The organism is Streptomyces sp. NPDC050485, from assembly GCF_044458185.1.
Lineage (GTDB): Bacteria > Actinomycetota > Actinomycetes > Streptomycetales > Streptomycetaceae > Streptomyces.
Window position 1 is genome coordinate 159,271 of record NZ_JBITHR010000003.1, and the last position, 25,765, is coordinate 185,035.

Below are 25,765 nucleotides of genomic sequence, written 5' to 3' on the forward strand. Positions count from 1 at the left end.
GGCCACCACCCTACTGGCGGGGGCTGACAACGCGGCCTCTCCCCTGGGGGCGGGCGGTGAACGCTCCGGTGCGGGGGCACGCCGTCGGGCCCCCGCACCGGAGCGTGTGCTACGCCTGCCCGGCCGGGCGGCGGCGCCTGCGCAGCGCCGCCGTGCCGGTGAGACCGAGCGCCAGGAGCGCGCCCGCGCCGGCCACGGTGGAGACCACCGTCAGGGAGCTGTCGTCGTGGCGGGCCGCCACGGCCGCGGCCTGGGCGGCCTGGTCCCTGCTCTCCTGGGCCGTCTCGTTGTAGCCGCCGGCCTTGCCCGACCCGTCGTACGCCGAGCCGGGCAGCTTGTCGCCGTACGCCTTGGCGACCCGCTTCTGGTAGGCGGCCAGCGTGGTGCCGTTGGCGCCGATCGCCTTGACGGCGTCCTTGTCGAGCGGCAGCACCTTGCTGCCCTTCTGGACGTACCAGGCGTTGATCTGCGGCTCCTGGAACACGGTGCCGCCGGGGAGTTTCGCGGCGCCCGACGCGGCGTAGCGGGACTCGTCGTCGCCGGTGGCTATGTTGACCACCTTCCAGGAGGAGCCCTGCTGAACCGTCCACAGGGAGGCCTTCTGGCCGTCCGAGGAGACGGCGGTGGAGGCGAGGTACTCCAGCTGTGCGACGGGGGCGCCCGCCTTCCCGGCAACGAACTGCGGGGAGAGCGTGTAGACGGGCACCGCGTCGCCCTCGATGTGCGGGGCGGCGGCCTTGAGTGCGACCTTGCCGTCCCGGGCGAAGAAGCGGGACAGCGTGTCGAGGGTGGCCGGAGCGGTCGCGGCCTGGCGGGCCGCGGCCTTCGACTGCGCGGAGGCGGCGGGCGCCTGGTCGGCCGCGGCGTACGGCGCGGCGAGGGCGACGAGCGCGGCGGCGACGGCGGCCGCGGGGGCGAGGCGGGTCGGTTTCATCGTCGTCACGCCCCTATCCGGTACAGCGAGTGGGTCCAGGAGAAGGAGTTGTTGTTGACGTACCAGTCGTGCGAGCCCCAGTTGTAGCGGTTGTTGGAGGGCCACGGATCGCCCCAGTACACCCAGCTGTTGGCGTCGTCGTAGCCGTACAGCACGTTCATGTGCCCGCCGCCGCTCGACCACTGGATGCGGGTCTCGATCGGACGGTTGTTGTTGATCTCCGTCTGCACGGTCGAGTAGCGCAGCCAACCGGTCACGTACGAGCCCGAGTTGATGCCCGCCCAGTCCAGGGCGTTCTGCACATTACCCAGGTCCGCCTGCCAGTTGGGGCAGTCGTAGCCCTGTGTCCGGCCGAAGGCGGCGTTGCAGAACTGGTTCTGGCTGTAGTTGCGGCCGAACCAGGTGGCGATGGTGTCTCCGCTCGCGGCCCAGCACCAATTGTCCTTCTGCTGGGCCTGCATGGTGATGTTGAGCTGCCGGGAGCTCGCCGCGGCGGCTGCGGCGGGCACTGCCTTGTCGTTGTGCGGGGCTGCTGCAGTGGCCGTTGCCGTGGGGGCGGCAAACAGGGCGGCCACCACGAGGGTGAGGGCCGACAGCCGTCTCTTTCGGTTGCGCATCGCGTTCCTCCCATGGCGGGGTGGGGGGTTGGGGATGGTGGAGGATCGCGTCCGGACGCTTGCGGTTGAGCATCGGCCGTTGTCGGGAACTGGTCAACGCGCTTCAATGCGGAGTGGGACGCGGGTGTGAACAAGGTGGCCGGAGTGTGAACAACTCCTTCCCCGCCACCAGGTTGTGCGGCGCTGCCGCCACCGCGCGCCCACCCCCCACCGTGAACGTTCACTGAGGAGTCCCCTCATGCTCCACACCGAGGCCGATCTGACGCAGGCGCTGCGCACCGGCCCGTTCCACCTGGCGCTGCGCGCCGCCCTCGCCGTACGCGGCCTGCCCCTCCAGCGCGTCCAGCACCATCTCGCCGGCCGCGGCATCAAAGTCGGGGTGACCAGCCTGAGTTACTGGCAGCAGGGGGCGCGGCGGCCGCAGCGCCCCGAGTCGCTGCGCGCGGTGCGCGGCCTCGAAGAGGTGCTCGGCCTTCCCGCGCACTCCCTGCTGCGGCTCCTGGACGACGCCTCCGCGGCCGAGGCGGAACGGCCCGCCGGCCGCTCCTACCGCTCGCTCCTCGAGGCGTCGGGCGTGGTGGAGCACCTCATCGCCGGGCTGGAGTCCCCGGTGGACGGCGGCCTGCACACCGTCGGCCACCACGAACGGGTCCGCATCGGAGCGGCCCGGGAACTGCGCGGCCGCGACTCGCAGCACGTCGTACGGGCCCACCGCGACGGCGTCGACCGCTATCTGGCCATACACCGCGGGGACGCCGGCTGCGATCCGGCCCGGGTGGAGGTGCGGGCGGGCGAGAACTGCCGCACCGGCCGCGTCCGCTGGGACGCCGGGACCGGGGTGCTGGTCGCCGAGCTGCTCTTCGACACCCGGCTGCGGGCCGGAGAAACGTATCTCTTCGGCTACGGCTTCGAGGACGGCACCGGCGGGCCGGGCCGGGAGTACGTGCGCGGCTTCAGCTTCGCGGGCGGCCAGTACGTCCTTCAGGTGCGGTTCGACGAGGCGGCCCTGCCGGCCCGCTGCCACCGCTTCGCCCAGACCTCGACGGGCGCCACCCGCTCCGGCCGCAGCGACCTCACCCTCAGCGGGCGGCACCGGACGGTGCACCTGGTGGAGCAGGGGGTGCGGCCGGGGATCCTGGGGATCGACTGGGAGTGGGAGTGAGCCGCTACGCGTCCGGCCCCGCGACGAGCTCGCCGTTCTTCAGCTTCACCGGCACCGAGGGCAGCGGCACGGTGGCCGGGCCCTGCACCGGCTGGCCGGTCATCACGTTGAAGCGGCTGCCGTGGCAGGGGCAGTTCGCGTGGCCGTCCACGATCTTCTCCAGGAGGCAGCCGGCGTGCGTGCACTGGGCACTGAACGCCTTGTACTCGCCCTTGGCCGGGCAGGCCACCATGACCCGCTGCTCGCGGTAGAGCTTGGCGCCGCCCACCGGGACCGCGTCGGGCGAGCCCAGCGGCTCGGGCGCGGTCGGGGTGGGCGTCTCGGCGTGACCCAGCTTGGACTCGGTGGAGCAGGCGGCCGCGCCGATCCCCGCCACTCCGGCGAGGGCGGCGCCTTTCAGCACGGTGCGGCGGGCGGCGGGCTGGCCGGTCATGGGTTCTCCACTGATCACTGGTCTCGGTCGGTCGTCCGCGCGGCCGACCCGGTCGGCGCACACCCGACTCGGGGGTTGCGGAACCGACGATACCGGCGCAGATCGCGCACCCTTCGAGGGGGCCCTTCGAGGGGGCTGCCCGGACCGCCCGCGATGGGTTACGTTCTGGGCCGTGATCGTCGTCGCCGGAGAGTCCCTCATCGACCTGGTGCCGCAGCAGCCGGGGGAACCGCTGGGGCCGCTGGCGCCACGGCCCGGCGGCGGCCCGTACAACACCGCGGTCGCCCTCGGCCGGCTCGGCGCACGGGCCGCCTTCTGCTCCCGGGTGTCCACGGACGGCTTCGGCGAGGCCCTGCTCGGCGGGCTGCGCTCGGCCGGGGTCGACACGTCCCTGGTGCAGCGCGGCCCGGAGCCGACGACGCTCGCGGTGGCCACGCTCGGCGCGGACGGCTCCGCGGGCTACGGCTTCTACGCGGACGGCACCGCCGACCGGCTCTTCGAGCTGCCCCCTCAACTGCCGCCCTCCGTCAGCGCGTTGGCGTTCGGCACCTGCTCGCTGGTGCTCGAACCCGGGGCGAGCGCGTACGAGGCGCTGCTGCGCAGGGAGTCCGCCCGCGGTGTCCTCACCCTGCTCGACCCCAACATCCGGCCGGGCCTGATCCCGGACGCCGGGGCCTACCGGGCGCGGTTCAGGAGCTGGCTGCCGTACGTCTCGCTCCTGAAGCTCTCCGAGGAGGACGCCGCCTGGCTGGGCGGAACCGTCGAGGAATGGCTTGCGGCGGGGCCGCGCGCGGTGGTCCTGACCCGGGGCGCGGCGGGGCTGACCGTACGCACCGCCGAGGGTGCGGAGCACTCCGCACCCGGCGAGCGGGTCGACGTGGTGGACACGATCGGCGCGGGCGACACGGTGAACGCGGCGCTGCTGCAACGCCTCGCAGCCGCCCCCCTGGCAACGGCCGACTGGCCGGACATTCTGCGCTACGCGGCGAGAGCAGCGGCCCTGACCTGCGCCAGAGAGGGCGCCCAGCCGCCCCTGGCGACGGAGCTGGCGGCGGTCTCCGACGTCGCGACATGAAGCATCTGCGGCCCAACTGGGCCCCGCACACAGCGGCACAGCGCGGCCCCGCACCTCCCTCACCCCTGCGGCACGATCAAGCCCCTCATGGGGGTCCCCCTGGCCCTTGAGGCCTTGGGGGAGCTTGAGGAGCCGGGGCGGAGCCCCGTGCCCACCGAGCCGCACGTCCCCTCCCCCACCCGCCCCCGGAGGGTTTCGGGAAGGGGCGGGGTGGGGAAGACTCAGGCCTTCGGCGCCCGGGCCGCCTTCTTCGCGGGCGCAGCCTTCGCCGCGGCTGCCGAAGCCACCGCCTTCTTGGCCGGGGCCGCCTTCTTGGCCGGAGCCTTCTTCGCCGTCTTGCGCACCGGCGACGGCGCCGCGTCACTGATCCGGTCGGCCCCCAGGATGTCCCGCAGGAACTTGCCGGTGTGGCTGGTCGGCACCGAGGCGACCTGCTCGGGCGTGCCCTCGGCGATGACCAGACCGCCGCCGTTGCCGCCCTCGGGGCCCATGTCGACCACCCAGTCCGCGGTCTTGATGACGTCCAGGTTGTGCTCGATGACGATCACCGAGTTGCCCTTGTCGACCAGTCCCGAGAGCACCTTGATCAGCTTCGAGATGTCCTCGAAGTGGAGACCGGTGGTGGGCTCGTCCAGGACGTACACCGTGCGTCCCGTGGAGCGCTTCTGGAGCTCGGAGGCGAGCTTCACGCGCTGGGCCTCACCGCCCGACAGCGTGGGCGCGGACTGCCCGAGCCGGACGTAGCCGAGCCCGACCTCGTTGAGCGTCCTGAGGTGCCGGGCGATGGTCGGGACGGCCTCGAAGAACTCCAGGCCCTCCTCGATCGGCATGTCCAGGACCTCGGCGATGGACTTGCCCTTGTAGTGGACCTCCAGGGTCTCCCGGTTGTAGCGCGCCCCGTGGCAGACCTCGCAGGGGACGTACACGTCCGGCAGGAAGTTCATCTCGATCTTGATGGTGCCGTCGCCCGAGCAGTTCTCGCAGCGGCCGCCCTTGACGTTGAAGGAGAAGCGGCCGGGCAGATAACCCCGGACCTTGGCCTCCATCGTCTCGGCGAACAGCTTGCGGACGTGGTCGAAGACTCCGGTGTACGTCGCCGGGTTGGACCGCGGGGTGCGGCCGATGGGCGACTGGTCGACGTGCACCACCTTGTCGACCAGGTCGTCGCCCGCGACCCGGGTGTGCCGGCCGGGCACGCTGCGCGCGCCGTTCAACTCCCGGGCCAGGTGCGTGTAGAGGATGTCGTTGACCAGCGTCGACTTTCCGGAGCCGGAGACTCCGGTGACGGCGGTCAGGACGCCCAGGGGGAACGAGACGTCGATGTCGCGGAGGTTGTTCTCCTTCGCGCCGTGCACGGTGAGCCGGCGCGTCGGGTCCATGGGGCGCCGGATGTCGGGCAGCGGGATCGACTTCTTGCCCGCCAGGTACTGCCCGGTCATCGACTCCTTGTTGGCGAGGAGCTGCTTCAACGGCCCGCTGTGGACGACCTTTCCGCCGTGCTCACCGGCGCCGGGGCCGATGTCGACCACCCAGTCGGCCACCTTGATGGTGTCCTCGTCGTGCTCGACCACGATCAGGGTGTTGCCCATGTCGCGAAGGCGTACCAGGGTCTCGATCAGGCGGTGGTTGTCGCGCTGGTGCAGGCCGATCGAGGGCTCGTCCAGGACGTACAGCACACCGACCAGGCCGGAGCCGATCTGGGTGGCGAGCCGGATGCGCTGGGCCTCGCCGCCGGAGAGCGTGCCGGCCGCGCGGTTGAGCGAGAGGTAGTCGAGGCCGACGTCGACCAGGAACTTCAGCCGCTCGTTGACCTCCTTCAGGACCCGCTCCGCGATCTTCTTGTCGCGGTCGTTGAGCCTCAGCTCGGCCAGGAAGTCCGCGCAGTCGCTGATCGACATCGCGGCGACCTCGGCGATGGACCTCTCCATCACGGTGACCGCGAGGACCAAGGGCTTCAGGCGCGTGCCCTCGCAGGTGGGGCAGGGCACCTGGCGCATATACCCCTCGAAGCGCTCGCGGGCGCCGTCGCTCTCCGCCTCGGAGTGGCGCCGCTTGACGAACGGCACCGCGCCCTCGAAGGAGGTGGTGTACGCGCGCTCGCGGCCGTACCGGTTGCGGTAGCGGACCTCGATCTGGGTCTTGTGGCCGTGGAGCAGCGCCTTCTTGGCGCGCTGCGGAAGACCGGCCCAGGGGATGTCGGTGCGGAAGCCCAGCTCGTCGGCGAGCGCGCCGACCAGGCGGGCGAAGTAGTCCTTGGTGTGGCCGAGCGACCACGGCGAGACCGCTCCCTCGTCGAGGGACTTCTCCTCGTCCGGAATGATCAGGTCGGGGTCGACCTCCATGCGGGTGCCGATGCCGGTGCAGTCGGGGCAGGCGCCGAACGGCGAGTTGAAGGAGAAGGAGCGCGGCTCCAGCTCTTCGAAGGAGAGGTCGTCGTACGGGCAGTAGAGGTGCTCGGAGTACATCCGCTCACGCTCGGGGTCGTCGGCCGGGAGGTCGACGAAGTCGAGGACGACCATGCCGCCGGCGAGGCCGAGTGCGGTCTCCACGGAGTCGGTGAGCCTGCGCTTGGCCGACTCCTTCACCGTGAGGCGGTCGATGACCACCTCGATGGTGTGCTTCTCCTGCTTCTTCAGCTTGGGCGGCTCGGCGAGCTGGATGGTCTCGCCGTCGACCCGGGCCCGGCTGTAGCCCTTGGTCTGGAGGTCGGCGAAGAGGTCCACGAACTCGCCCTTGCGCTCGCGGACCAGCGGCGAGAGGACCTGGAAGCGGCTGCCCTCGGGCAGTTCGAGGACCTTGTCCACGATGGCCTGCGGCGACTGGCGGGAGATCGGCCGGCCGCACTCGGGGCAGTGCGGCTTGCCGATGCGCGCGAAGAGCAGACGCAGGTAGTCGTAGACCTCGGTGATGGTGCCGACCGTCGAGCGCGGGTTGCGCGAGGTCGACTTCTGGTCGATGGAGACCGCGGGCGACAGACCTTCGATGAAGTCGACGTCGGGCTTGTCCATCTGGCCGAGGAACTGGCGGGCGTACGACGAGAGCGACTCGACGTACCGGCGCTGCCCCTCGGCGAAGATCGTGTCGAACGCGAGGGAGGACTTGCCCGACCCCGAGAGCCCGGTGAAGACGATGAGGGAGTCGCGCGGGAGGTCGAGCGAGACGTTCTTGAGATTGTGCTCGCGCGCGCCACGGACGATGAGACGATCGGCCACGCCGGTCCGCACCTTTCTAGAGAGAAGCGAGGGAGCTCCAGGAGCCCCCGTCCCAGGGTATGGGGGGCGCCGGATTGCTGTCGGTGAAGTCATCGGGAACAGCTTTCGGGGAACAGTGCGGCTCAGCGAGAAGCCGATGAGCGATCCCCCACCGAGCGTATAGCACGCGCATTCGATTTACGGACTCGTCCAGCCACCTTCACCCGAATGGGTGGCGGGGCTATCGTCGGCGCCATGATTGATCACGCGCGCGACCTGGACTCTGTACGCGAAGCCACCGAACGGCTGCTCAGCGCAGCCGCCGCACTGGACAACGCCTCCGTCACCGGGCCGTCACGGCTTCCCGGCTGGAGCCGCGGCCATGTGCTGGCCCATATCGCACGGAACGCGGATGCGCTCGTCAACGTGCTGGCCGGGCGGCCCATGTATGCGAGCGCCGAGGCCCGGGACGCCGACATCGAGCGCGACGCACCGCGTCCGCCGGCGGTCCAGCTCGCGGACGTGCGCGACAGCGCGGCTGCCTTCCAGGCGGAGGGCGACCGGCCCGCCGACTGGTCGCGCACGGTCGAGCTGCGCAACGGCGTGACCGACACGGCCGCCCGCGTGCCCTTCAGGCGGCTCGTGGAGGTCGAGCTGCACCACGTGGACCTCGGGATCGGATACGAACTGGAGGATCTGCCCGAGGACTTCGTCCGCCGCGAGATCGAATTCCTCGCCGACCGGTTCACCGGGCACAAGAACCTCCCGTCGATCGCCCTGACCGACGACACCGGGCGGAGCTGGACCACCGGGGGCGGCGCCGATGGAGGCTCGGTCCAGGTGACGGGCCCCGCTGCGGACATCGTCGGCTGGCTCGCGGGGCGGCGCGACGGGGCCGCCCTGAAGACGACCGGCGGGGCGCTGCCCGCACTGCCCCCGCTGTGATCCCGGCGATAGGCTGAGCCCATGACGTACAGCGGAGCGGTGAAGGTCGGCGGCCCGGCCGATGTGCACGAGTTGACGGACCTGATGATCTCCAAGGTCGCGGTCGGGGCGATGAACAACAACGCGTATCTGCTGCGCTGCCGGAACACCGGCGAGCAGCTGCTCATCGACGCGGCGGCCGAGCCCGGGACGCTGCTCACGCTGATCGGTGACGACGGCATCGCGTCCGTCGTCACCACGCACCGCCACGGCGACCACTGGCAGGCGCTCGCCGAGGTCGTCGCGGCGACGGGCGCGCGCACCTACGCCGGCCGGTACGACGCCGAGGGCATCCCGGTGCCGACCGATATCCCCGTCGAGGACGGGGACACGATCAGCGTCGGCCGCGTCGAGCTGACCGCGCGCCACCTGGTCGGCCACACGCCCGGCTCGATCGCCCTGGTCTACGACGACCCGCACGGCCACCCCCATGTGTTCACCGGCGACTGCCTGTTTCCGGGCGGTGTGGGCAACACCGGGAAGGACCCGGAGGCCTTCGCCAGCCTCATCCGCGATGTCGAGGCCAAGCTCTTCGACGCCCTGCCGGACGAGACCTGGGTGTATCCCGGTCACGGCAACGACACCACCCTCGGTGACGAGCGTCCGCACCTGCCGGAGTGGCACGCCCGGGGCTGGTAGCCGCGCGGCGGCGGGTGCGGCCCCCGCGATGACGGGCGTGCTCGGAGCGTCGGAGAGGTCCATGCCTCGATCGTGGCACCCGCCACTGACAATCGAGGGCGCGGGAGTGCGCCCGTCCGCCGTCCGGTGAGCTTCCGAGCGCCCCCGTAACCGGTGATCACGCGGGGTAGTTGGCGCGACATGCGCACCACCACCGCCCCAGCCGCTCCTTCGATGGTCCGTCTTGCCGCCGCCTCACTCGCGGGTACCGCCATCGAGTTCTACGACTTCTTCGTGTACGGGACCGCGGCCGCCCTCGTCCTCGGCCCGCTCTTCTTTCCGACGTTCTCCGCGCTCGCGGGAACTCTGGCCGCCTTCGCCACATTTGGGGTCGGCTTCCTGGCCCGCCCTCTCGGCTCGGTCGTCTTCGGGCACATCGGCGACCGCTACGGCCGCCGCCCGGTGATGTTCGCCTCGCTCGCGCTGACCGGGCTCGCGACGGTGGCCGTCGGCTGTGTGCCCCCGTACGCCACGATCGGTATCGCGGCGCCCTCACTGCTGCTTGTGCTGCGGTTCCTTCAGGGGCTCGGGCTCGGCGGCGAATGGGGCGGCGCGGTGCTGCTCACGGCCGAGCACGCGCCCGCCCACCGCCGCGCGCTGTGGGCGAGCTTCCCGCAGATCGGGCCCTCCACCGGCTTCCTGCTGGCCAACGGGGTGATGCTCGCGCTGTCCGCCGGGCTGAGCGACGCCCAGTTCCGCGACTGGGGATGGCGGGTGCCGTTCTGGGGCGCCGGGTTGCTCGCGCTGGCCGGGCTGCTGCTGCGGACCTCGCTGGCCGAGACCCCGCAGTTCCGCGAGATGGGCGAGCCGGCCAGGCTGCCGGTGCTCGAAGTGGCGCGCGGGCATTGGCGGTTGGTGCTGCTGACCGCGGGGGCCCTCGCGGTCGGGTACGCCGTCTTCTACGCGGTGTCGACCTGGTCGTTGGCGTACGCGACGGAACAGCTCGGGGTCGACCGCACGGTGATGCTGGTCTGCATCATGGCGGCCGTCGCGGTCATGGGTGCGTTGACGCCGCTCGCCGCACTGCTCGGCGACCGCTACGGGCGGCGGCCGCTCTGCCTGGTGGGGTGCGCGGCGACGGTCGTGTGGATGTTCCCGATGGTGGCGCTGCTCGGGACCGCCGAGCCGCTTCTGATGTTCGCCGGATTCCTCGGCGCGATGCTGGCGTTCATCTCGATGTTCGCGGTGATCGCGGCGTATCTGGCGGAGCTGTACGAGCCGAGGGTGCGCTGCACGGGAGCCGCGGTCGGCTACAACCTGGGCGGGGTGCTGGGCGGTGCGCTCACCCCGATCGTGGCGACTTCGCTGTCTCGCGGTGAGGGCCCGCCGTGGGGTGTCGCCGCCTATCTGACCGGGATCGGGCTGCTGAGCCTGGGCTGTTTCGCACTGCTTCCGGAGACCCGGCCCGCGCCGGTGGCGGAGCCGGGCCCCGGGGCGGAGCCGGAGGCCGCCCCGGCGTGACGGGCCGCCTCGCCCTGCGGGGCGGACGCAGGTCAGGCGTCGATGCTGTCCTTCCGGGACGCCTCGGCCGCCGACTGCTTCTTGGTGGCCACCAGGCTGGTGACGGTGGTGATGACCAGCACTCCGCAGATGACGGCGAGCGAGACCGGGATGGAGATCTCCGGAACGTTCACCCCGTTCTCGTGCAGGGCGTGCAGCACCAGTTTCACGCCGATGAAGCCGAGGATGACCGAGAGCCCGTAGCTGAGGTGCACCAGCTTCTTGAGCAGTCCGCCGATCAGGAAGTACAGCTGGCGCAGACCCATCAGCGCGAAGGCGTTGGCGGTGAAGACGATGTACGGGTCCTGGGTGAGGCCGAAGATCGCGGGGATCGAGTCCATCGCGAACAGCACGTCGGTGGTACCGATGGCGAGCATGACGACCATCAGCGGGGTGAGGATCCTCTTGCCGTTCTTCTCCACGAACAGCTTGGTGCCGTGGTACTTGTCGGCGACGCCGAACTTCTTCTCGACGGACTTGAGCAGGCGGTTCTCCTCGAACTCCGCTTCCTCTTCGTCGGAGCGCGCCTCCTGGATCAGCTTCCAGGCGGTGTAGATCAGGAACGCGCCGAAGATGTAGAAGACCCAGGAGAAGCTGGCGATGATCGCGGCGCCGGCCGCGATGAAGATCGCGCGCAGCACGAGGGCGATCAACACGCCGAACAGCAGCACCCGTTGCTGGAGCTGGGAGGGCACCGAGAACTTCGCCATGATCAGGATGAAGACGAAGAGGTTGTCGACGGACAGCGACTTCTCGGTGATGAAGCCCGCGAAGAACTCGCCCGACGCCTGGCTGTTGCCGAAGATCAGCAGGCCGAGGCCGAAGAGCGCGGCCAGCCCGATCCAGACCACGGTCCAGACGCCGGCTTCCTTGACCGACACGTCATGGGGTTTGCGCCCGATGAAGAAATCGGCCGCGATCAGGGCACACAGACCGAGAATGGTCAGTACCCACAGGGTCATTGAAACGTCCACTGCGCCTCCGGCGTCGTACGGCTACTGATCAGCGTCGTCGCTGCCGGAGGTCTCTTCCGCCCGGGCGCCTTCCCTCGCGCCGCGGGCCGGCGCCCCGGGACCCGTCCCATGGGTCCGTAGTGACGGGAACGCCGCAGCCGGGAGTACTCCCCTCCGCTGGAGGCAGCCTACCCGAACAACCAAGAAACAGTAAAGAGATTGGTAAAGTCGAGCCAAGTTACCAGGTCGGAGGTGGTCGCGCTGGTCCCTCTGGCGGGGCCACCCGGGCCTCGCCATCGGCCGGAGAGCCGACGCATGCCCGGTGGATCAGGGGCCCTAGCGTGGCCAGGCGTCGCGGGCCTCGCCGACCTGACCGAGGACCTGCTCCAGAATCCGGCTGCCGGGCGGCGCCAGTGGAGGCTCGTACGTCCAGGCATGGCCGACCCACGGGTCGGCGAGGTGGTCGTCGGGCACCGGGGTCAGCCGGAGCAGCGAGCGCCACAGCGGCTGCAGGACCGGCCCGTACTCACTGGCCTCCGCGCGGTCGGCGACCATCAGGAGGTGTACGCCCACCGACGGCCCCTCGTCGGCCAGGTAGCGCAGCTGGTTCAGGGCGCGGTCGTCGAAGTCGTGCGGGAAGTCGTTGACGATCAGGAGCTGTTCGGCGGTGTCCACGCCGGGCGGCAGCGCGTCGGCGCCCGCGCCGCCCCGGACCGCCATCTGTACGAGGTCCACGCGCCGGGTGAGCCGGGCGAGTACCTCAGCCACACCCGACGCGCCCGCCGCGGGCGGAGCGGCGAGCACCCCGGCACCGGTGAGCGGCGCGAGGCGGGCCGTTGCCGAGCCCGCCGCGTCGATGACCTGGACCGCGAACTCATGGGCCGGGTAGACCGCGAGCAGCCGGGCCGCGACCGCCACCGCCGTGTCCAACGCCAGACCCTTGACCTGGTCCGGGTCCATGAACGCCGCCGCCTCGGAGCCGGTGCGGCCGGAATCGATCCACAGCCCCCGCTCCAGCGGCAGCCGGACCAGCATCGGAATGCGCAGCTCCGGCCGCTCGGGCAGATGCAGATCGCCGATCCGCAGCGCCATGGGGAGCTCCATCGGGGCCCGGTAGGCGTGCCACACCGGGTTGTCCCAGCGGGCGTACGCGGGCGGCAGGGCGGGCTCGACGACCTCCGACTCGGCGGTCAGCTGGGCGAGATCACGGTCGAGAACCTCCCGGGCCCGGTCCACGAGCTGCTCGCGCTTGGTGCGGGCCTGCTCGCGCGCCTGGTGCCCGGCGGAGCCGATGCGGCTGTGCGGGTCGGACAGGACGCGGTCCAGTTCCTGCTCCATCCGTGAGTCGGCGAAGTCGACGGCGCTGCGATAGGCGGCGGTGGTGCGGGCCAGGTCCTCGAACATGCCCCACACCTGGTTGTACAGCCGCTCGTCCATGGACCAGCCGCCGGCGTCACCCGCGACGGGCCGCACGGGCTCGCCGGGAGCGGCGGGCGGTACGACCGGGGGCGGCGGGGGCGCGGTGGTCCGGCGGCGCGGATGCGCGTAGTCGATGGCACCGCCGACCGCGGACTGGGGTGCGGTGACCGGCAGTTGGCCGTCCGCGGGCCCGGTCCCGCCGGCCGGTCCGGGCGCGAACGTCCGTACCCGGGCGTCGTCGCTGGTACATGGTGGAGGCGCCGCCACCGAACGGGAGGCGCCGAGGGCGATCGCGTCCTGGATGACGGCAGCCAGCTGCTGCGCCTCGGGCAGGCCCTGGTCGGCGAGCATTTCGGCGAGGCCGCCCGCGTACCCCTGCCCGACGGCACGGATCTTCCAGCCGCCCCGGCGGCGGTAGAGCTCCAGGGCGACGACCGCCGACTCGGTGCTGAGACCGGTGACGGTGTAGCTGGCGATCTCGGTGCCGTCGTGGCCGGTGACGGCGACGAAGGGGGCCGCGACGGCGGCGAAGCGGCTGGGGCCCGGGGTGCCGAGCGGCAGCGCGAGGAGCACGTGCACCCGGTGCACCTCCTCGCCCAGGGCCGCCAGGTCCACGGCCAGGCGGTGGTCGGCGGCGGCCTGTCCGGAGACCTCGATTCCGGGCAGGGCCGGCGAGCCGGGGTGGGCGACCCGCTCCGCGCCGCACACCCTGCCCTGCTCGTCGCCGAGCGTGGCGCCGACCATGATCGGGGTGCCGACCGACACCCGGATCTCCAGTCTGGTCCGGGGCAGGGGGTGGTTCTGTCCCCGTACCAGCTCGGCCGTCATCGCCTCTGTCCCCTCGTCGAGTTGATGGTGGTGCGGGTGCGGTTGTGAGGCAGCTCCCGGTGGCGCCGGCCTCCGGGAGCTGCGGTGTCGGTGATCCGGTGCGGTCAGAGCTGCGGCAGGATCGCCGGCATCAGGTCCTGGAAGGTGCGGCCGTTGGCCGGGTTGCCGATGGCGGTCATCTGCCAGCCAGCGCCCACGCGGTGCACCTTGGCCATGATCTGCGCGGTGTACTGGCCGCCGCCGTCCAGCGTGTAGCGGGCCAGCTCCTGGCCGTTGGTCTCGTCGACCAGGCGGCAGAACGCGTTCCGCACCTCCTGGAACGTCTGGCCGGTGAACGAGTTGACCGTGAAGACGATCTGGTCGATGTGGACCGGCACGCGCGAGAGGTCCACCAGGATCGACTCGTCGTCACCGCCCTGGCCCGCGCCGCCCACGAGGTTGTCACCGGTGTGCCGGACCGAGCCGTCGTCGCTGATCAGGTGGCGGAAGAAGACCACGTCGACGGGCTGCTTGTCGGCGAAGAGCACCGCCGACGCGTCCAGGTCGATCTCCTGCGTCCGCTTGCCGAACAGGCCCCGGCGCGGTGCCGCCTGCCAGCCGAGCCCCATCCGCACCGCGGTCAGGGTGCCGCCACCCTGCTTCTCCAGACTGATGGCCTGGCCCTTGGACAGATTGACCGTCACGCGCTGTCCCCTCTCCCCATGTGTCGTTCTTGATGTGCTTTGCGTTCCGCTGCGTTCTCGGGCCGACCCTACGCAGTGGCCCGGACCACGCCGCCCCGCGGGTGTCTTTTGTGGCGGTGTTGCAACACACCGCCAACGCGCGGCACCGGCGCCCGCGGACGGCCGGTCAGGCGAGCCCCGCCTCCTTCATCTGGCGGAGCTCCTTCTTCAACTCGCCCACCTCGTCGCGCAGTCGGGCCGCCACCTCGAACTGCAGGTCCGCTGCCGCGGCCCGCATCCGGTCGGTCATCTCCTCGATGATTCCCGCCAGTTCGGCCGCGGGCCGGTCGGTGAGCTCCTTCTTGCCGCCCTTCGCCGCCTTGCCGCCGAGCGAGGGCACCGGCGCCTTGCCTTCCTTGCCCTTGCGGTATCCGGAGCCGAGCAGCTCCTCGGTGTCGACTTCCTCGCGCGCGATCGTCGCCACGATGTCGTTGATCTTCTTCCGCAGTGGCTGCGGGTCGATCCCCTTCTCCTTGTTGTACGCGACCTGCTTCTCGCGGCGCCGGTTGGTCTCCTCGATGGCCTTCTCCATCGCCGGAGTGATGCGGTCGGCGTACATGTGGACCTGGCCGGAGACGTTGCGCGCCGCTCGGCCGATAGTCTGGATCAGGGAGGTGCCGGAGCGCAGGAAGCCCTCCTTGTCGGCGTCGAGGATCGACACCAGGGAGACCTCCGGCAGGTCGAGGCCCTCACGCAGCAGGTTGATGCCGACCAGCACGTCGTACTCGCCGGCCCGCAGTTCGCGAAGGAGCTCGATGCGGCGCAGGGTGTCGACATCGCTGTGCAAGTACCGCACCTGGATGCCCAGTTCCAGGAAGTAGTCGGTGAGGTCCTCGGCCATCTTCTTGGTGAGGGTGGTGACCAGGACCCGCTCGTCCTTCTCGGTGCGCTTGCGGATCTCGTGCACCAGGTCGTCGATCTGGCCCTCGGTGGGCTTGACCACGACCTCCGGGTCGACCAGGCCGGTGGGACGGATGATCTGCTCCACGAAGCCGTCGCCGCGCGACAGTTCGTACTTGCCGGGGGTGGCCGACAGATAGACGGTCTGGCCGACGCGGCCGAGGAACTCCTCCCACTTCAGCGGCCGGTTGTCCAGCGCCGACGGCAGCCGGAAGCCGTGGTCGACCAGGGTCCGCTTGCGGGAGGCGTCGCCCTCGTACATCGCGCCGATCTGCGGCACGGTCACATGCGACTCGTCCAGGACGAGCAGGAAGTCCTCGGGGAAGTAGTCGATCAGGGTGTTGGGCGCGGTGCCCGGCTCGCGGCCGTCGAAGTGCATCGAGTAGTTCTCGACGCCGGAGCAGCTGCCGATCTGGCGGAGCATCTCGATGTCGTACGTGGTGCGCATGCGCAGCCGCTGGGCCTCCAGGAGCTTGCCCTGCTTCTCCAGCTCGGCGAGGCGCTGCTCCAGCTCCTTCTCGATGCCGTTGACGGCCTTCTCCATGCGCTCCGGGCCCGCCACGTAGTGGCTGGCGGGGAAGACGTAGAGCGACTGGTCCTCGCTGATGATCTCGCCCGTGATCGGGTGGAGGGTGGAGAGTGCCTCGATCTCGTCGCCGAACATCTCGATGCGGACGGCCAGTTCCTCGTAGACCGGGAAGATCTCGATGGTGTCGCCGCGCACCCGGAAGGTGCCGCGGGCGAACGCCACGTCGTTGCGGGTGTACTGGATGTCCACGAAGCGGCGCAGCAGCTGGTCGCGGTCGATCTCGTCGCCGACCTTGAGCTGGACCATCCGGTCGACGTACTCCTGCGGGGTGCCGAGGCCGTAGATGCAGGAGACGGAGGCGACCACGATCACGTCGCGGCGGGTCAGCAGCGAGTTCGTCGCGGAGTGGCGCAGCCGCTCGACCTCCTCGTTGATCGAGGAGTCCTTCTCGATGTAGGTGTCCGACTGCGGGACGTACGCCTCGGGCTGGTAGTAGTCGTAGTACGACACGAAGTACTCGACGGCGTTGTTGGGCAGCAGCTCGCGGAACTCGTTGGCCAGCTGGGCGGCCAGGGTCTTGTTCGGCGCCATGACGAGCGTGGGGCGCTGGAGCTTCTCGATCATCCAGGCAGTCGTCGCCGACTTTCCGGTGCCCGTGGCGCCGAGGAGGACGACATCCTTCTCACCTGCACGGATGCGCTTCTCCAGGTCGGCGATGGCCGCCGGCTGGTCACCGCTGGGCTGGTAGGGGCTGACGACCTCGAAAGGCGCCACCGTACGTTCGATCTTGGAAACGGGCCGCATGCAACCACCGTACGACCCGCCACTGACAACCGGGGTCCGATCGCGTCCCGGTTACCAGTCGTGCGGGGAGGCCGAGCCTTCGCGGTGGGGCTCGGAGGCCGCCCAGCTGGTGCGTTCCGGGAACGACGGGCGGTGCCGGGGCACCGGGACGGTGCGGGGCGGACGCTTGTCCCAGTCCGGCTTGCCCATCACGACCAGCGGGTCGAACATCACGACCACCCCGGCGAGGAGCAGGAAGGCGACGGGACCGATCAGCATCGGTGCGAGCAGGGCGGCCGGCGACTCCCCGCCGCCCGGGGTGGCAGTGCCGTGCAGCTGGACGCTGAGCGCGGCCATCCCCGTGTAGTGCATGCCGCTGACCGCCACGCCCATGACGAGGCTGGCCCCCAGACTGGCCAGGAAGCCGTGCACGGAGACGGCGGCCCAGAGCGCGGTGGTGGCGGCCACCACCGCGATCACCACGGAGACGCTGACGACGAGGGTGTTGTACTCGAACTGCCCGTTCATCCTGATCCCGGCCATACCCAGGTAGTGCATGGTGGCCACGCCCAGACCGGTGATCGTCCCCCCGGTGACCAGCGCCATGGGAGTGGCTCCCCGGTAGCCGACGATGAAGATGCCGATGCCCACCATCACGATCGCGACGGCGAGGCTGGCGAAGGTGATGCCCCGGTCGTAGCCGAGCGGCGCCTCATGGACCGTGAAACCCATCATCGCGATGAAGTGCATGGTCCAGATGCCCGACCCTATGGACGTGGCACCGAGGGCCAGCCAGGCGGCCTTGAAGGAGCGCTCGGTCCGCAGCGACCGGGCGGTGCAGCGCAGTCCCAGTGCTCCGCCGAGGCAAGCCATGATGAACGCCGCGACCGGCGTCACAAGGCCATAGGTGAATCCGTCGACCGTCCCGTGCATACCCGTGTGCCCTTCACCCCGTACCGACTGAAGAGGCCCTACCCCCGTTGCGGCCCTGGTTCGGGGCGACCTTAGGGCCCGCTGCGCGACAGGCAAACATTTTTCGGGCAATTTATCGACTCCGGGCACCTGGGAGTTCCGGTCTGAGCGGATCCGTTCGCTTTGGTGCCGCGAATCTCCACCCCTCGCACATCTCGCGGGCGGGCCGCGCTGTCAGTGGGCGGTCGTACGGTGGTCGACATGGACAGCAGTGCGCAGTTCGTCGAATGGGCCGTCGTCGAGAGCGACATCGGCCCACTGCTCCTCGCCGCCACCGGCCAGGGCCTGGTGAACGTGGTGTTCCACGCGGATGAAGCGGTGCGCGACCGGGCCGTGCGGGCCCTCGCCGCCCGGTTCGGCACCGAGCCGGCCCCCGCCGTGCCCGGCCGCGCGGGCCCGCTGGAGGAGCCCATACGTCAGATCGGGGCCTACTTCGCGGGCGGGCTGCGGGAGTTCACGCTGCCGCTCGACTGGTCGCTCGTGTCCGGCTTCAACCGGCAGGTACTGCGCGAGCTGGCGACGGGCGTTCCCTACGGGACGGTGGTGGGCTACGGCGATCTGGCCGGCCGGGTGGGCCAGCCCGGGGCGGCCCAGGCGGTGGGCGCGGCCATGGGGGCCAACCCGCTGCCGGTGGTGGTGCCCTGCCACCGCGTGGTGGAGAGCGGCGGCGGGCTCGGCGGATTCGGCGGCGGTCTGGAAACGAAGCGGCGCCTCCTCGCCCTTGAGGGGGTGCTGCCGGAGCCGCTGTTCTGACCGGGTGCGGGGAGGGGCTGCCGGGGCCGCTGTTCTGGCCGACTGCGGCCCGGGGGCCGTTTGTATCGTGCGCGGGTACGGGCTGGCACACTGCGCCAGTGACTACGCTCCCGGACACCTCCGACACCGGCCGTGTGCCCGACAGGGCCGCACTGCCCGCGCTGCGGCGACGAATAACCGCCGTGCTGATCGCGAGCCAGATACTCGGCGGACTCGCGAACGCCACGGGGATCGCGCTGGCCGCCGTGCTGGCCGCCGAGATCAGCGGCAGCCAGGCCCTGTCGGGGCTCGCCTCGGCGTCCATGGTGGCCGGGCCCGCGCTGCTTGCGATGCCGCTGGCCGCGCTGATGACCAAGCGCGGCCGCCGCCCCGGCCTGGTGCTCGCCTATCTCCTCGGCGTGGTGGGGGCCGTGGTCGTGGTCACCGGTGCGGTGCTCGACAGCTTTCCGCTGCTGCTCTGCGGCATGGCCGTCTTCGGGGCCGGTTCCCTGGGCAACCTCCAGGCCCGGTACGCCGCCGCCGACCTCGCCGAGCCCGGACGGCGGGCCCGGGCCATCTCCACCGTGGTCTGGGCGACGACGATCGGCGCCGTGCTCGGCCCGAACATCGCCGCACCCGCCGGGCGCAGCGTCACCGGCCTCGGCATACCGGCGGCCGCGGGCCCGTTCGTCTGGGCGGCCGGGGTGTTCCTGGTTTCTGCGGTCCTCGTTGCGGTACTGCTGCGCCCGGACCCCCTGCTGACCGCCCGCGAACTGGACGGCAGCGCGGCGCAGCCTCCGGCGGCCCGCTCGCTGCGGGCCGGGGTCGCGGCGGTCAGGGAGTCACCGAGGGCCCGCCTCGCGCTGGTCACCGTGGCCGTCTCGCACACCGCCATGGTCTCGATCATGTCGATGACGCCGGTGGCGCTCACCCGTCACGGCGCGGACATCGAGCTGATCGGCCTGGTCATCAGCATCCACATCGCCGGAATGTACGCGTTCTCGCCGGTGATGGGCTGGCTCTCCGACCGCCTCGGGCGGCTCTCGGTGATCGGTCTGGCGGCCGGACTGCTGTGCTGCGCCGCCCTGTTGGCGGGCACCGCGGGTGCGAGCCACAGGCAGACCATGGCGGGGCTCTTCCTGCTGGGCCTCGGCTGGTCGGCGGGGCTGGTCTCGGGTTCGGCCCTGCTGACCGACTCCGTACCGGGCCCCGCCCGCGCCGCCGTGCAGGGCCTCTGCGATCTGACCATGAACGTGGCGGCGGGCCTGGGCGGCCTCGCGGCCGGCCTGATCGTGGCCCGCGCGGGCTACGGCTGGCTGAACGCGGTGGGCGCGTCGTTGCTGCTGCCGATGGCCGGTTTGGCCCTGTTCACGTCCCGTCGGCACGCGGCGCAGGGCCCGGCTTAGGAAACGGCGGGGGACAGGTTTCGGCCCCGGTTCAAGACCCGGACCCGGGGAAATGGTCAAGACCCGGACCCGGAAGCGGTTCGGGGCCCGGACCCGGGGAACGCTTCGCGGCCCGGGCCTGGAAACGGTTCGGGGCCCGGCTACAGGCTGATCTGGTAGGCCTTGCGCAGCGTCTCGTGGACGGTCCAGGTCGTACGGTCGCCCTCGCGCAGCACGCATGCGTCGCCCGGGCCGACCTCCAGCGTGTCGCCGCCCGCCACCTCGATGGTGGCGCGGCCGCTGATCACCACGAAGAGTTCGCTAGCCTCGGTGTCGGTCACCACGCCCGGGGTGATCTGCCAGATGCCCCGGATCTGCTTCCCGTCCGCCGACTCCCACAGCACCTTCCCGGTCACCTCCGGGGTGCCGGAGATGATCTGTTCGGGGTCGAGCGGCTCCGGCTCCAGTTCGGCGTCGGCGATACGCACGGCAAAGGACGCGGGTGCGACGAGGGAGCGGGGAGTGGCAAGGGAGTCGGGGGCGGTGTGGGCCTGGTCCATGGTGCTCATGGCCGGTCAATCTAGCCGCGTACGGCAACGGCTCCGACCGGCAGTCCGGCCAGGTCTGCCCGCCGTTCCGCGACAGTCTGTCCAGCGCGCCCCCTTAGCTCGTACGCCGTATTTCAAACCGGCTTCGCCAGGACGGAGTTGAGACAGCGGAGCGGGCGGCCCGGTCCGGGCCGCTGCCCGAAGCCGGGCTACTCCTGGAGGCGGGCGCGTCGAGATCAGCAGCCCTGGCCCCCAGCCCCGTGCGGCAGAACGTTTACCCGGCTTCCGGACGTGCCAGGGATGGGGCATGCCCTTTGACGACGTACCTGATGCGAGCAAGGTGTCGGACGAAGTACGGACCGCCCTCGACGAAGGCCGCCCGGTCGTCGCCCTGGAGTCCACGATCATCTCGCACGGCCTCCCCCGGCCGCGCAATCTGCGCGTCGCCGCCGAGCTGGAGGAACTGGTGCGGGCCAGGGGTGCCGTTCCCGCGACGATCGCCGTCCTCGACGGGCGGCCCCTGGTGGGCCTGGACAAGGCGCAGTTGGAGCGGGTGGCGAACGAGGAGTTGCGCAAGCTGGGGCACCGCGATCTGCCGATGGCCCTGGCGACCGGCGCGAGCGGGGCGACGACCGTGTCGGCGACCGCGTTCCTGGCGGCGCGGGCGGGCCTGCGCGTCTTCGCGACCGGCGGGCTCGGCGGCGTGCACCGCGAATGGACCGAGACGCAGGACGAGTCGGCGGACCTGCGACTGCTCGCCCGGACACCTATCGCCGTGGTGTGCGCGGGCGTGAAGTCCATCCTCGATGTACCGGCCACGCTTCAGCGCCTGGAGACACTGGGAATCGGCGTGCTCGGCTACGGCACGGACCACTTCCCCGGTTTCTACCTCTCCAGTTCGGGCGAGCCGGTCGACTGGACGGTACGCACGCCTCAGGAGGCCGCGGACGTACTGCGGGCCCATCATTCACTCGCGCTCAACTCGGCGCTGATCGTGGCCAATCCCGTACCTGAGGCCGAACAACTCGATCCGAGACTGCACGACGAGGTGCTCGCGGCGGGCCTCGCCGCCTGCCGGTCCGCGGGCGTCACGGGCCAGGCGGTGACCCCGTTCCTCCTCAGCTACCTGGTCGAGCACACGGACGGGGCCTCGCTGGAGGCGAACGTGGCGGCGGTGCGCGGCAACGTCCGGCTCGCCGCGGACATCGCGGCGGCGCTGTGAGGGATGCGGCGGAAGCGCGAGCGGCTGACCGTGGGGCCGGGGCGGACGGTGGGCCGTCCGGCGTGGGCGGCGGGCTCCTTGTCGTCGGGGACGTGGTCACCGACGTGGTCGCCCGGCATCGCGGCCCCCTCGCATCCGCCACGGACACCGCGGCCGACATCCGTACGGTGCCGGGCGGCGCGGGCGCCAACGCGGCCTGCTGGGCGGCCCATTCGGGCTGTCCGGACGTACGCCTCCTCGCCCGGGTCGGCCGGGACTCGGCCGGCTGGCACGATCTCCGGCTACGTCGTGCAGGCGTACGCCCCCTGCTGATCCCGGACGCAGACGCACCCACCGCAACCGTGATCGCCCTGGTCGACACGGCGACGGCGGAGCGCACCTTCCTGACCGACAGCGGCGCCGTCCACCGCATGAACCCCGCCGACTGGTCGCCCGCCCTCCTGGACGGCGTCTCCCACCTCCACCTCTCCGGGTACCTGCTCTTCGCCGGCCCGAGCCGCGAACTGGCCTTCGCCGCAAGGAAGTCGGCCCGGCTGGCCGAAGTCACCGTGAGCCTGGATCCGGCATCGACCGGCTTCATCCACGCGCTGGGCGTCGACCGCTTCCTGGCCATGGCCGAGGGCACGGACGTCCTGCTGCCCAACGCAGACGAGGCGAGCTTCCTGACCGGACTGCCCGAACCAGCCGATGCCGCAGCCAAGTTGAGCCGCCAGTTCCCCCTGGTCGCGGTCACCCTGGGCGCCGCCGGAGCGCTGGTGGCCGCTGCCGGGGAGGTCGTCGCGGAGGCGGCGGCGCCGCAGGCGACAGCCCTGGACTCCACGGGCGCGGGCGACGCCTTCACCGGCGCCTTCCTCGCCGCCCGCCTGACCGGAGCGTCCCCGAGGGAGGCGGCGGAGGCGGGGTGCCGGGCGGGGGCGCTGGCGGTGGGGGTGGTGGGAGGGAGGCCACCAGGAACCCCCTAAGGGGTGGTCGCCCAAGCCGGATGCCGAGGATCGTCGACGCGTACGACAACGTCGGCGGCGTCCCCCGGCCGCACCTCGGCTTCGTAGCGTTCGAAGGCGGAGAGCGTCCAGCGGGCGCTCTCGTCCGTGCGGCGCCGCAAGGCGGGAGCGGACAGCCCGAGGTGCACGGTGAGGTCGAAGGGGAACCAGCGGCCGAGGAGCAGGGGGCCGTGGACGATCAGCACGCCTCCTTCGGGGAGGAGTTGGTAGGGGCTCCGGGTCGCCCGGTCGGTCGCCGGGTCCCAGAGGTCGGGCAGTACCCGGCCGGTGCCGCCCGGCTCCAGCGGCCCGAACACCTCCCGCCACAGCGCGCCGGTGTCGAACCAGCCGTCGTAGTACGTGTCCGGGTCCTCGCGGCCGTACTCGTAGCGCAACGAGGCGGGGCGCAGGAAGCCCTCGGTCGAGACGGTGAGAACGGATCTGCCGCGAAGGCGGAGCGATTCCGCAACGCGTTCCGCCAGCTCTGCGGGGCGGGCCGCCGGGGCGCCGTCGATGCCGACCCGCAGCCAGGGGCTGCCGTCGGCCGCCTTCAGGTCCATGGCTCGTTCGGTGAGGGCCCCGGTCAGCCGTTCCCAGGTGATCGCTTCGAGTCGCACGCCTCCATCATGCGCGGTGCCTGAGCCGCGGCAATGGGAGCGGGCCCGGAGGCGTAGCCGGCCCCCGGGCCCTGAGTGATGCCACCGAACTGCACACGCCGGCCCGCTTGAGAGCCCAGGTCAGTCTTAAGCCGTCGCGTCCTGCCTTTGGACCACCGCGGATCGGAATGGAACTCGACTGGAGCTCCGCGGGCCGGACTTGAACCGGCAACTCGACGCACATGGGCCTGGGCCCGGTTGTTCCGGCGATCGGCGGCGAATGCTGAGTCTGGAGCGAGAGTCTGAGATTGATGGCGGCACGCTTGAGTTGCGGCCGCACCGTCACGACAAGCTTCAGCTTCAGCTTTGCGCTCCTCGCGCACCCGGCCGTGCTGACGCACAACCGGGAGTCTTGGGAAAACTACCCGGCACTCAGCCGAAAAGGTAGCCAAATACGGCGTCGCCCACCCGCTGGTCGGTGACGTCGATGCCGTTGGCCTCTTCGCGCGCGAACTTCACGGCCTGCTGCAACTTCTCGATGCGGCCAAGGAGTTCATTGACGCGCCGGGCGGGCAGCGCACCGGAGAACTTCACGGTCGTCCAGTACCCGACCGGTACGTCCTCGTAGTACACCTCGACCTGCGCCGGGTGTTTGTCGGTGGCCTCCGCCTTCACGTGGTTGCGCGGCACCTTCTTCGTGCGCAGCGTCCGTACCGGCTCGGTCTTCCAGGAGTCGGTGGAGGGGTCCTGCACCCACGACTCGGCGGCGTCGAGCACCGGAAGCTTGCGCACAAAGGTGTTGATGTCCGTCAGCTGCTTTTCCAGGAAGAGCAGGTACGAGACCGGCACCGCTGCTATGAGGACCCGCCCGTCGATCGTCACGTCGGCGCGCGCCTCGCAGTTCGCCCAGTCCTTGGTGGCGGTCACGTCGAACAGCCGGGTCAGCGTGGCGGCCGTCTCGCGCAGCACGTCCTCGGACTTGACCTGCACCCGGGTGGACTCGGGCGGCAACTGCTCGCCCTCTTCGTCCTTGGGCTGATAGGTGCGGGAGATTCCGGCCAGCAACGCGGGCTTGTGCAGCCCGTACTGAGCGGCCGTCAGGTCCTGATGGGACTTCGACTTGATTCCCTTTTCGACTGCGATGATCTGATTGAGTTTCGCCACGTGATGAAACGTAGCAAGCCCAATCCGACCTGTTCCACCGGTTATTGATCGGGGAATCAAAGAAGGGCGAGTACGCGAAGAGAGCCCTGTGGGGGGTGTCGCGGAGGCAGGGTCGGGCGCCGCCCAGGGCGGCGTGAAGAAGGAGGCTGCCCCATCCTCGTCATACAACCCCGGCGGCACCATCGCTGCACCGACTGCGACCGCGCCCCGCTGCGCCATCTCGTCCTGGAATCCGGCTCCCCCCGCTGCCTGGACTGCTCGGACCTCGGCCATCTGGTCTTCCTGCCGCGCGGCGACACCGCGCTGACCCGGCGGGCCCGCGCGGGCAGTTCGCTCTCCGCCGTCGTGGTCCGCTTCAACCGGCGCCGACGACGCTATGAGCGCCAGGGCGTTTTCGTCGAGGAGCCGGCCCTCGCCGCCGCCGAGGCCGCCTGCCTGGCCGACGCCGAGGCCCGCGCCCGGCGGCGCGCCCGGGACGCCGAGCGCCGGGCCGCCGAGGACGTACGCTTCACCGCCGCGCTGACCGCGGAGATCCTGCGCCTGTTTCCGCGCTGCCCGGCCGAACGGGCCCGCGACATCGCGGTACACACCTCGGTGCGCGGCAGCGGCAGGGTGGGCCGGTCAGCGGCGGGCCGCGCGCTGGACGAAGCCGCCGTGACGGCCGCAGTACGCGCCTCCGTCCGGCATCTGGACACGGAGTACGACGCGCTGCTCATGGCCCGGGTTCCGCACAACCGGGCGCGGGCGAGGGTCGCGGCGGCCATTGACGCGGTACTGGCCTCCTGGGCCCCGGAAGCCGGGCCTCCCCCTGTGTAGCGCACGGAGGGGCGAGAGCAGGAGCGGACTGCCGACCTCCACAACTGCCCTTCCTCGCACCATACTTGAGGCATCCTCCTGGGTATCCCTCCCCCATGACGACTGCGCAGGCTCGCCCCTTGCTGCTCCTCGACGTGGACGGCCCGCTCAACCCGTACGCCGCGCGACTCCCCCAGCTGCGCGGCTACCGCACCCACCGCCTCCACCCGTCGTCCTGGCTCTCCCGCCAGACGCCGGGGTCCCGCGCGCACAGGTGGGGCCTGCGCGTGTATCTCAACGCGGCCCACGGCCCACGCCTCTGCTCCCTCCCCTACGAACTGGTCTGGGCCACCACCTGGATGAACGAGGCGAACGAAATGATCGCCCCGGTCATCGGCCTCCCGCCCGACCTCCCTTTCATAGCCTGGCCCGAGCTCTTCGCCACCGACCCCGACGGCCTGTACTGGAAGACCAGACCCCTGCTGAAGTGGGCCGCGGGCCGCCCGTTCGCCTGGGTGGACGACATGATCACCGACCTGGACGAGACCTATGTGCGCGACAACCATGACTCGCCCGCACTCCTGGTGCGCGTACACCCCCGGCAAGGCTTGCGTGCGGCGGACTTCAGGACGCTGACCCAGTGGGCGGCGAACGTGTGAGGCC

Annotated in this window: 23 protein-coding genes; 11 read left to right on the forward strand and 12 right to left on the reverse strand. The window is 71.1% G+C overall.

Translation table 11 applies throughout. The features are described 5' to 3' along the window. Positions 1-109: 109 nt before the first annotated feature. Entirely contained in the window at positions 110-934 is an 825-nt protein-coding gene (locus tag ACIBK6_RS07340; RefSeq protein ID WP_399050157.1) for a hypothetical protein, read from the reverse strand. 5 nt (positions 935-939) lie between these two features. Beyond that, positions 940-1,551 carry a papain-like cysteine protease family protein gene (locus ACIBK6_RS07345; protein ID WP_399049575.1) on the reverse strand — a complete coding sequence of 204 codons (612 nt, stop codon included), beginning with the start codon at positions 1,549-1,551 and terminating at the stop codon, positions 940-942. Between the two features lie 238 nt (positions 1,552-1,789). Here ACIBK6_RS07345 and ACIBK6_RS07350 point away from each other — a divergent pair, with 238 nt between their 5' ends. Beyond that, the gene (locus tag ACIBK6_RS07350; RefSeq protein ID WP_399049576.1) at positions 1,790-2,713 is read left to right on the forward strand and encodes a hypothetical protein; all 924 of its coding nucleotides are present in this window, start codon (positions 1,790-1,792) and stop codon (positions 2,711-2,713) included. A gap of 4 nt (positions 2,714-2,717) precedes the next feature. Here ACIBK6_RS07350 and ACIBK6_RS07355 read toward each other — a convergent pair whose 3' ends face one another. Continuing rightward, the gene (locus tag ACIBK6_RS07355) at positions 2,718-3,146 is read right to left on the reverse strand and encodes a Rieske (2Fe-2S) protein (protein WP_399049577.1); all 429 of its coding nucleotides are present in this window, start codon (positions 3,144-3,146) and stop codon (positions 2,718-2,720) included. Positions 3,147-3,318: 172 nt separating this feature from the next. On the opposite strand from ACIBK6_RS07355, the gene ACIBK6_RS07360 reads away from it, so the two are divergent. Next, the gene (locus ACIBK6_RS07360) at positions 3,319-4,221 is read left to right on the forward strand and encodes a carbohydrate kinase (protein WP_399049578.1); all 903 of its coding nucleotides are present in this window, start codon (positions 3,319-3,321) and stop codon (positions 4,219-4,221) included. A 221-nt stretch (positions 4,222-4,442) separates the two neighbouring features. On the opposite strand, the gene uvrA is transcribed toward ACIBK6_RS07360, so the two are convergent. Next, positions 4,443-7,433, reverse strand: a complete 2,991-nt coding sequence (gene uvrA, locus ACIBK6_RS07365; RefSeq protein ID WP_399049579.1) for an excinuclease ABC subunit UvrA — start codon at positions 7,431-7,433, stop codon at positions 4,443-4,445. A gap of 234 nt (positions 7,434-7,667) precedes the next feature. On the opposite strand from uvrA, the gene ACIBK6_RS07370 reads away from it, so the two are divergent. The 3 genes from ACIBK6_RS07370 to ACIBK6_RS07380 all read left to right on the forward strand — a co-directional run bounded on the left by ACIBK6_RS07370 (position 7,668) and on the right by ACIBK6_RS07380 (position 10,535). After that, positions 7,668-8,357 (forward strand): maleylpyruvate isomerase family mycothiol-dependent enzyme, encoded by a 690-nt coding sequence (locus tag ACIBK6_RS07370; protein WP_399049580.1) that lies wholly within the window; start codon positions 7,668-7,670, stop codon positions 8,355-8,357. A gap of 21 nt (positions 8,358-8,378) precedes the next feature. Next, positions 8,379-9,035 (forward strand): MBL fold metallo-hydrolase, encoded by a 657-nt coding sequence (locus tag ACIBK6_RS07375; protein WP_399049581.1) that lies wholly within the window; start codon positions 8,379-8,381, stop codon positions 9,033-9,035. A gap of 213 nt (positions 9,036-9,248) precedes the next feature. After that, positions 9,249-10,535, forward strand: a complete 1,287-nt coding sequence (locus ACIBK6_RS07380) for an MFS transporter (protein ID WP_399050158.1) — start codon at positions 9,249-9,251, stop codon at positions 10,533-10,535. Positions 10,536-10,567: 32 nt separating this feature from the next. Here ACIBK6_RS07380 and ACIBK6_RS07385 read toward each other — a convergent pair whose 3' ends face one another. The 5 genes from ACIBK6_RS07385 to ACIBK6_RS07405 form a co-directional block, all read right to left on the reverse strand. Further along, positions 10,568-11,548: a TerC/Alx family metal homeostasis membrane protein gene (locus ACIBK6_RS07385; protein WP_399049583.1), complete on the reverse strand. Its 981-nt coding sequence runs from the start codon at positions 11,546-11,548 to the stop codon at positions 10,568-10,570. 315 nt (positions 11,549-11,863) lie between these two features. After that, positions 11,864-13,774: a TerD family protein gene (locus ACIBK6_RS07390; protein WP_399049585.1), complete on the reverse strand. Its 1,911-nt coding sequence runs from the start codon at positions 13,772-13,774 to the stop codon at positions 11,864-11,866. Positions 13,775-13,878: 104 nt separating this feature from the next. Then, a complete protein-coding gene (locus tag ACIBK6_RS07395; RefSeq protein ID WP_399049586.1) occupies positions 13,879-14,457 on the reverse strand; it encodes a TerD family protein in 579 nt (192 codons plus the stop codon). Positions 14,458-14,623: 166 nt separating this feature from the next. Further along, complete coding sequence (gene uvrB / locus ACIBK6_RS07400) at positions 14,624-16,729, reverse strand: excinuclease ABC subunit UvrB (RefSeq protein WP_399049588.1); 2,106 nt, start codon at positions 16,727-16,729, stop codon at positions 14,624-14,626. 51 nt (positions 16,730-16,780) lie between these two features. Next, a complete protein-coding gene (locus ACIBK6_RS07405; RefSeq protein WP_399049590.1) occupies positions 16,781-17,641 on the reverse strand; it encodes an MHYT domain-containing protein in 861 nt (286 codons plus the stop codon). A gap of 240 nt (positions 17,642-17,881) precedes the next feature. Here ACIBK6_RS07405 and ACIBK6_RS07410 point away from each other — a divergent pair, with 240 nt between their 5' ends. Together ACIBK6_RS07410 and ACIBK6_RS07415 are read left to right on the forward strand one after the other, a co-directional pair. Continuing rightward, positions 17,882-18,433, forward strand: coding sequence for a methylated-DNA--[protein]-cysteine S-methyltransferase (locus tag ACIBK6_RS07410; RefSeq protein WP_399049592.1), 552 nt, complete (start codon positions 17,882-17,884; stop codon positions 18,431-18,433). A 98-nt stretch (positions 18,434-18,531) separates the two neighbouring features. Further along, on the forward strand, positions 18,532-19,818 hold the full coding sequence (locus ACIBK6_RS07415; RefSeq protein ID WP_399049594.1) for an MFS transporter: 1,287 nt from the start codon (positions 18,532-18,534) through the stop codon (positions 19,816-19,818). A gap of 140 nt (positions 19,819-19,958) precedes the next feature. Here the strand turns inward: ACIBK6_RS07415 and ACIBK6_RS07420 are convergent, their stop codons facing one another. Next, complete coding sequence (locus ACIBK6_RS07420) at positions 19,959-20,357, reverse strand: cupin domain-containing protein (protein WP_399050159.1); 399 nt, start codon at positions 20,355-20,357, stop codon at positions 19,959-19,961. A gap of 295 nt (positions 20,358-20,652) precedes the next feature. On the opposite strand from ACIBK6_RS07420, the gene ACIBK6_RS07425 reads away from it, so the two are divergent. Both ACIBK6_RS07425 and ACIBK6_RS07430 read left to right on the forward strand, forming a co-directional pair. Beyond that, positions 20,653-21,567 carry a pseudouridine-5'-phosphate glycosidase gene (locus tag ACIBK6_RS07425; protein ID WP_399049596.1) on the forward strand — a complete coding sequence of 305 codons (915 nt, stop codon included), beginning with the start codon at positions 20,653-20,655 and terminating at the stop codon, positions 21,565-21,567. 62 nt (positions 21,568-21,629) lie between these two features. Beyond that, on the forward strand, positions 21,630-22,529 hold the full coding sequence (locus ACIBK6_RS07430; protein ID WP_399049598.1) for a carbohydrate kinase family protein: 900 nt from the start codon (positions 21,630-21,632) through the stop codon (positions 22,527-22,529). On the opposite strand, the gene ACIBK6_RS07435 is transcribed toward ACIBK6_RS07430, so the two are convergent. After that, a complete protein-coding gene (locus ACIBK6_RS07435) occupies positions 22,526-23,164 on the reverse strand; it encodes a uridine kinase (protein ID WP_399049600.1) in 639 nt (212 codons plus the stop codon). The genes ACIBK6_RS07430 and ACIBK6_RS07435 overlap by 4 nt on opposite strands. Positions 23,165-23,575: 411 nt before the next feature. Next, positions 23,576-24,307 carry a hypothetical protein gene (locus ACIBK6_RS07440; protein WP_399049602.1) on the reverse strand — a complete coding sequence of 244 codons (732 nt, stop codon included), beginning with the start codon at positions 24,305-24,307 and terminating at the stop codon, positions 23,576-23,578. 153 nt (positions 24,308-24,460) lie between these two features. Between ACIBK6_RS07440 and ACIBK6_RS07445 the strand changes: the two genes are divergently transcribed. Both ACIBK6_RS07445 and ACIBK6_RS07450 read left to right on the forward strand, forming a co-directional pair. Then, positions 24,461-25,123, forward strand: a complete 663-nt coding sequence (locus tag ACIBK6_RS07445; RefSeq protein ID WP_399050160.1) for a DUF2293 domain-containing protein — start codon at positions 24,461-24,463, stop codon at positions 25,121-25,123. A gap of 95 nt (positions 25,124-25,218) precedes the next feature. Continuing rightward, a complete protein-coding gene (locus tag ACIBK6_RS07450) occupies positions 25,219-25,761 on the forward strand; it encodes a hypothetical protein (protein ID WP_399049604.1) in 543 nt (180 codons plus the stop codon). The last annotated feature ends 4 nt before the right edge of the window (positions 25,762-25,765 follow it).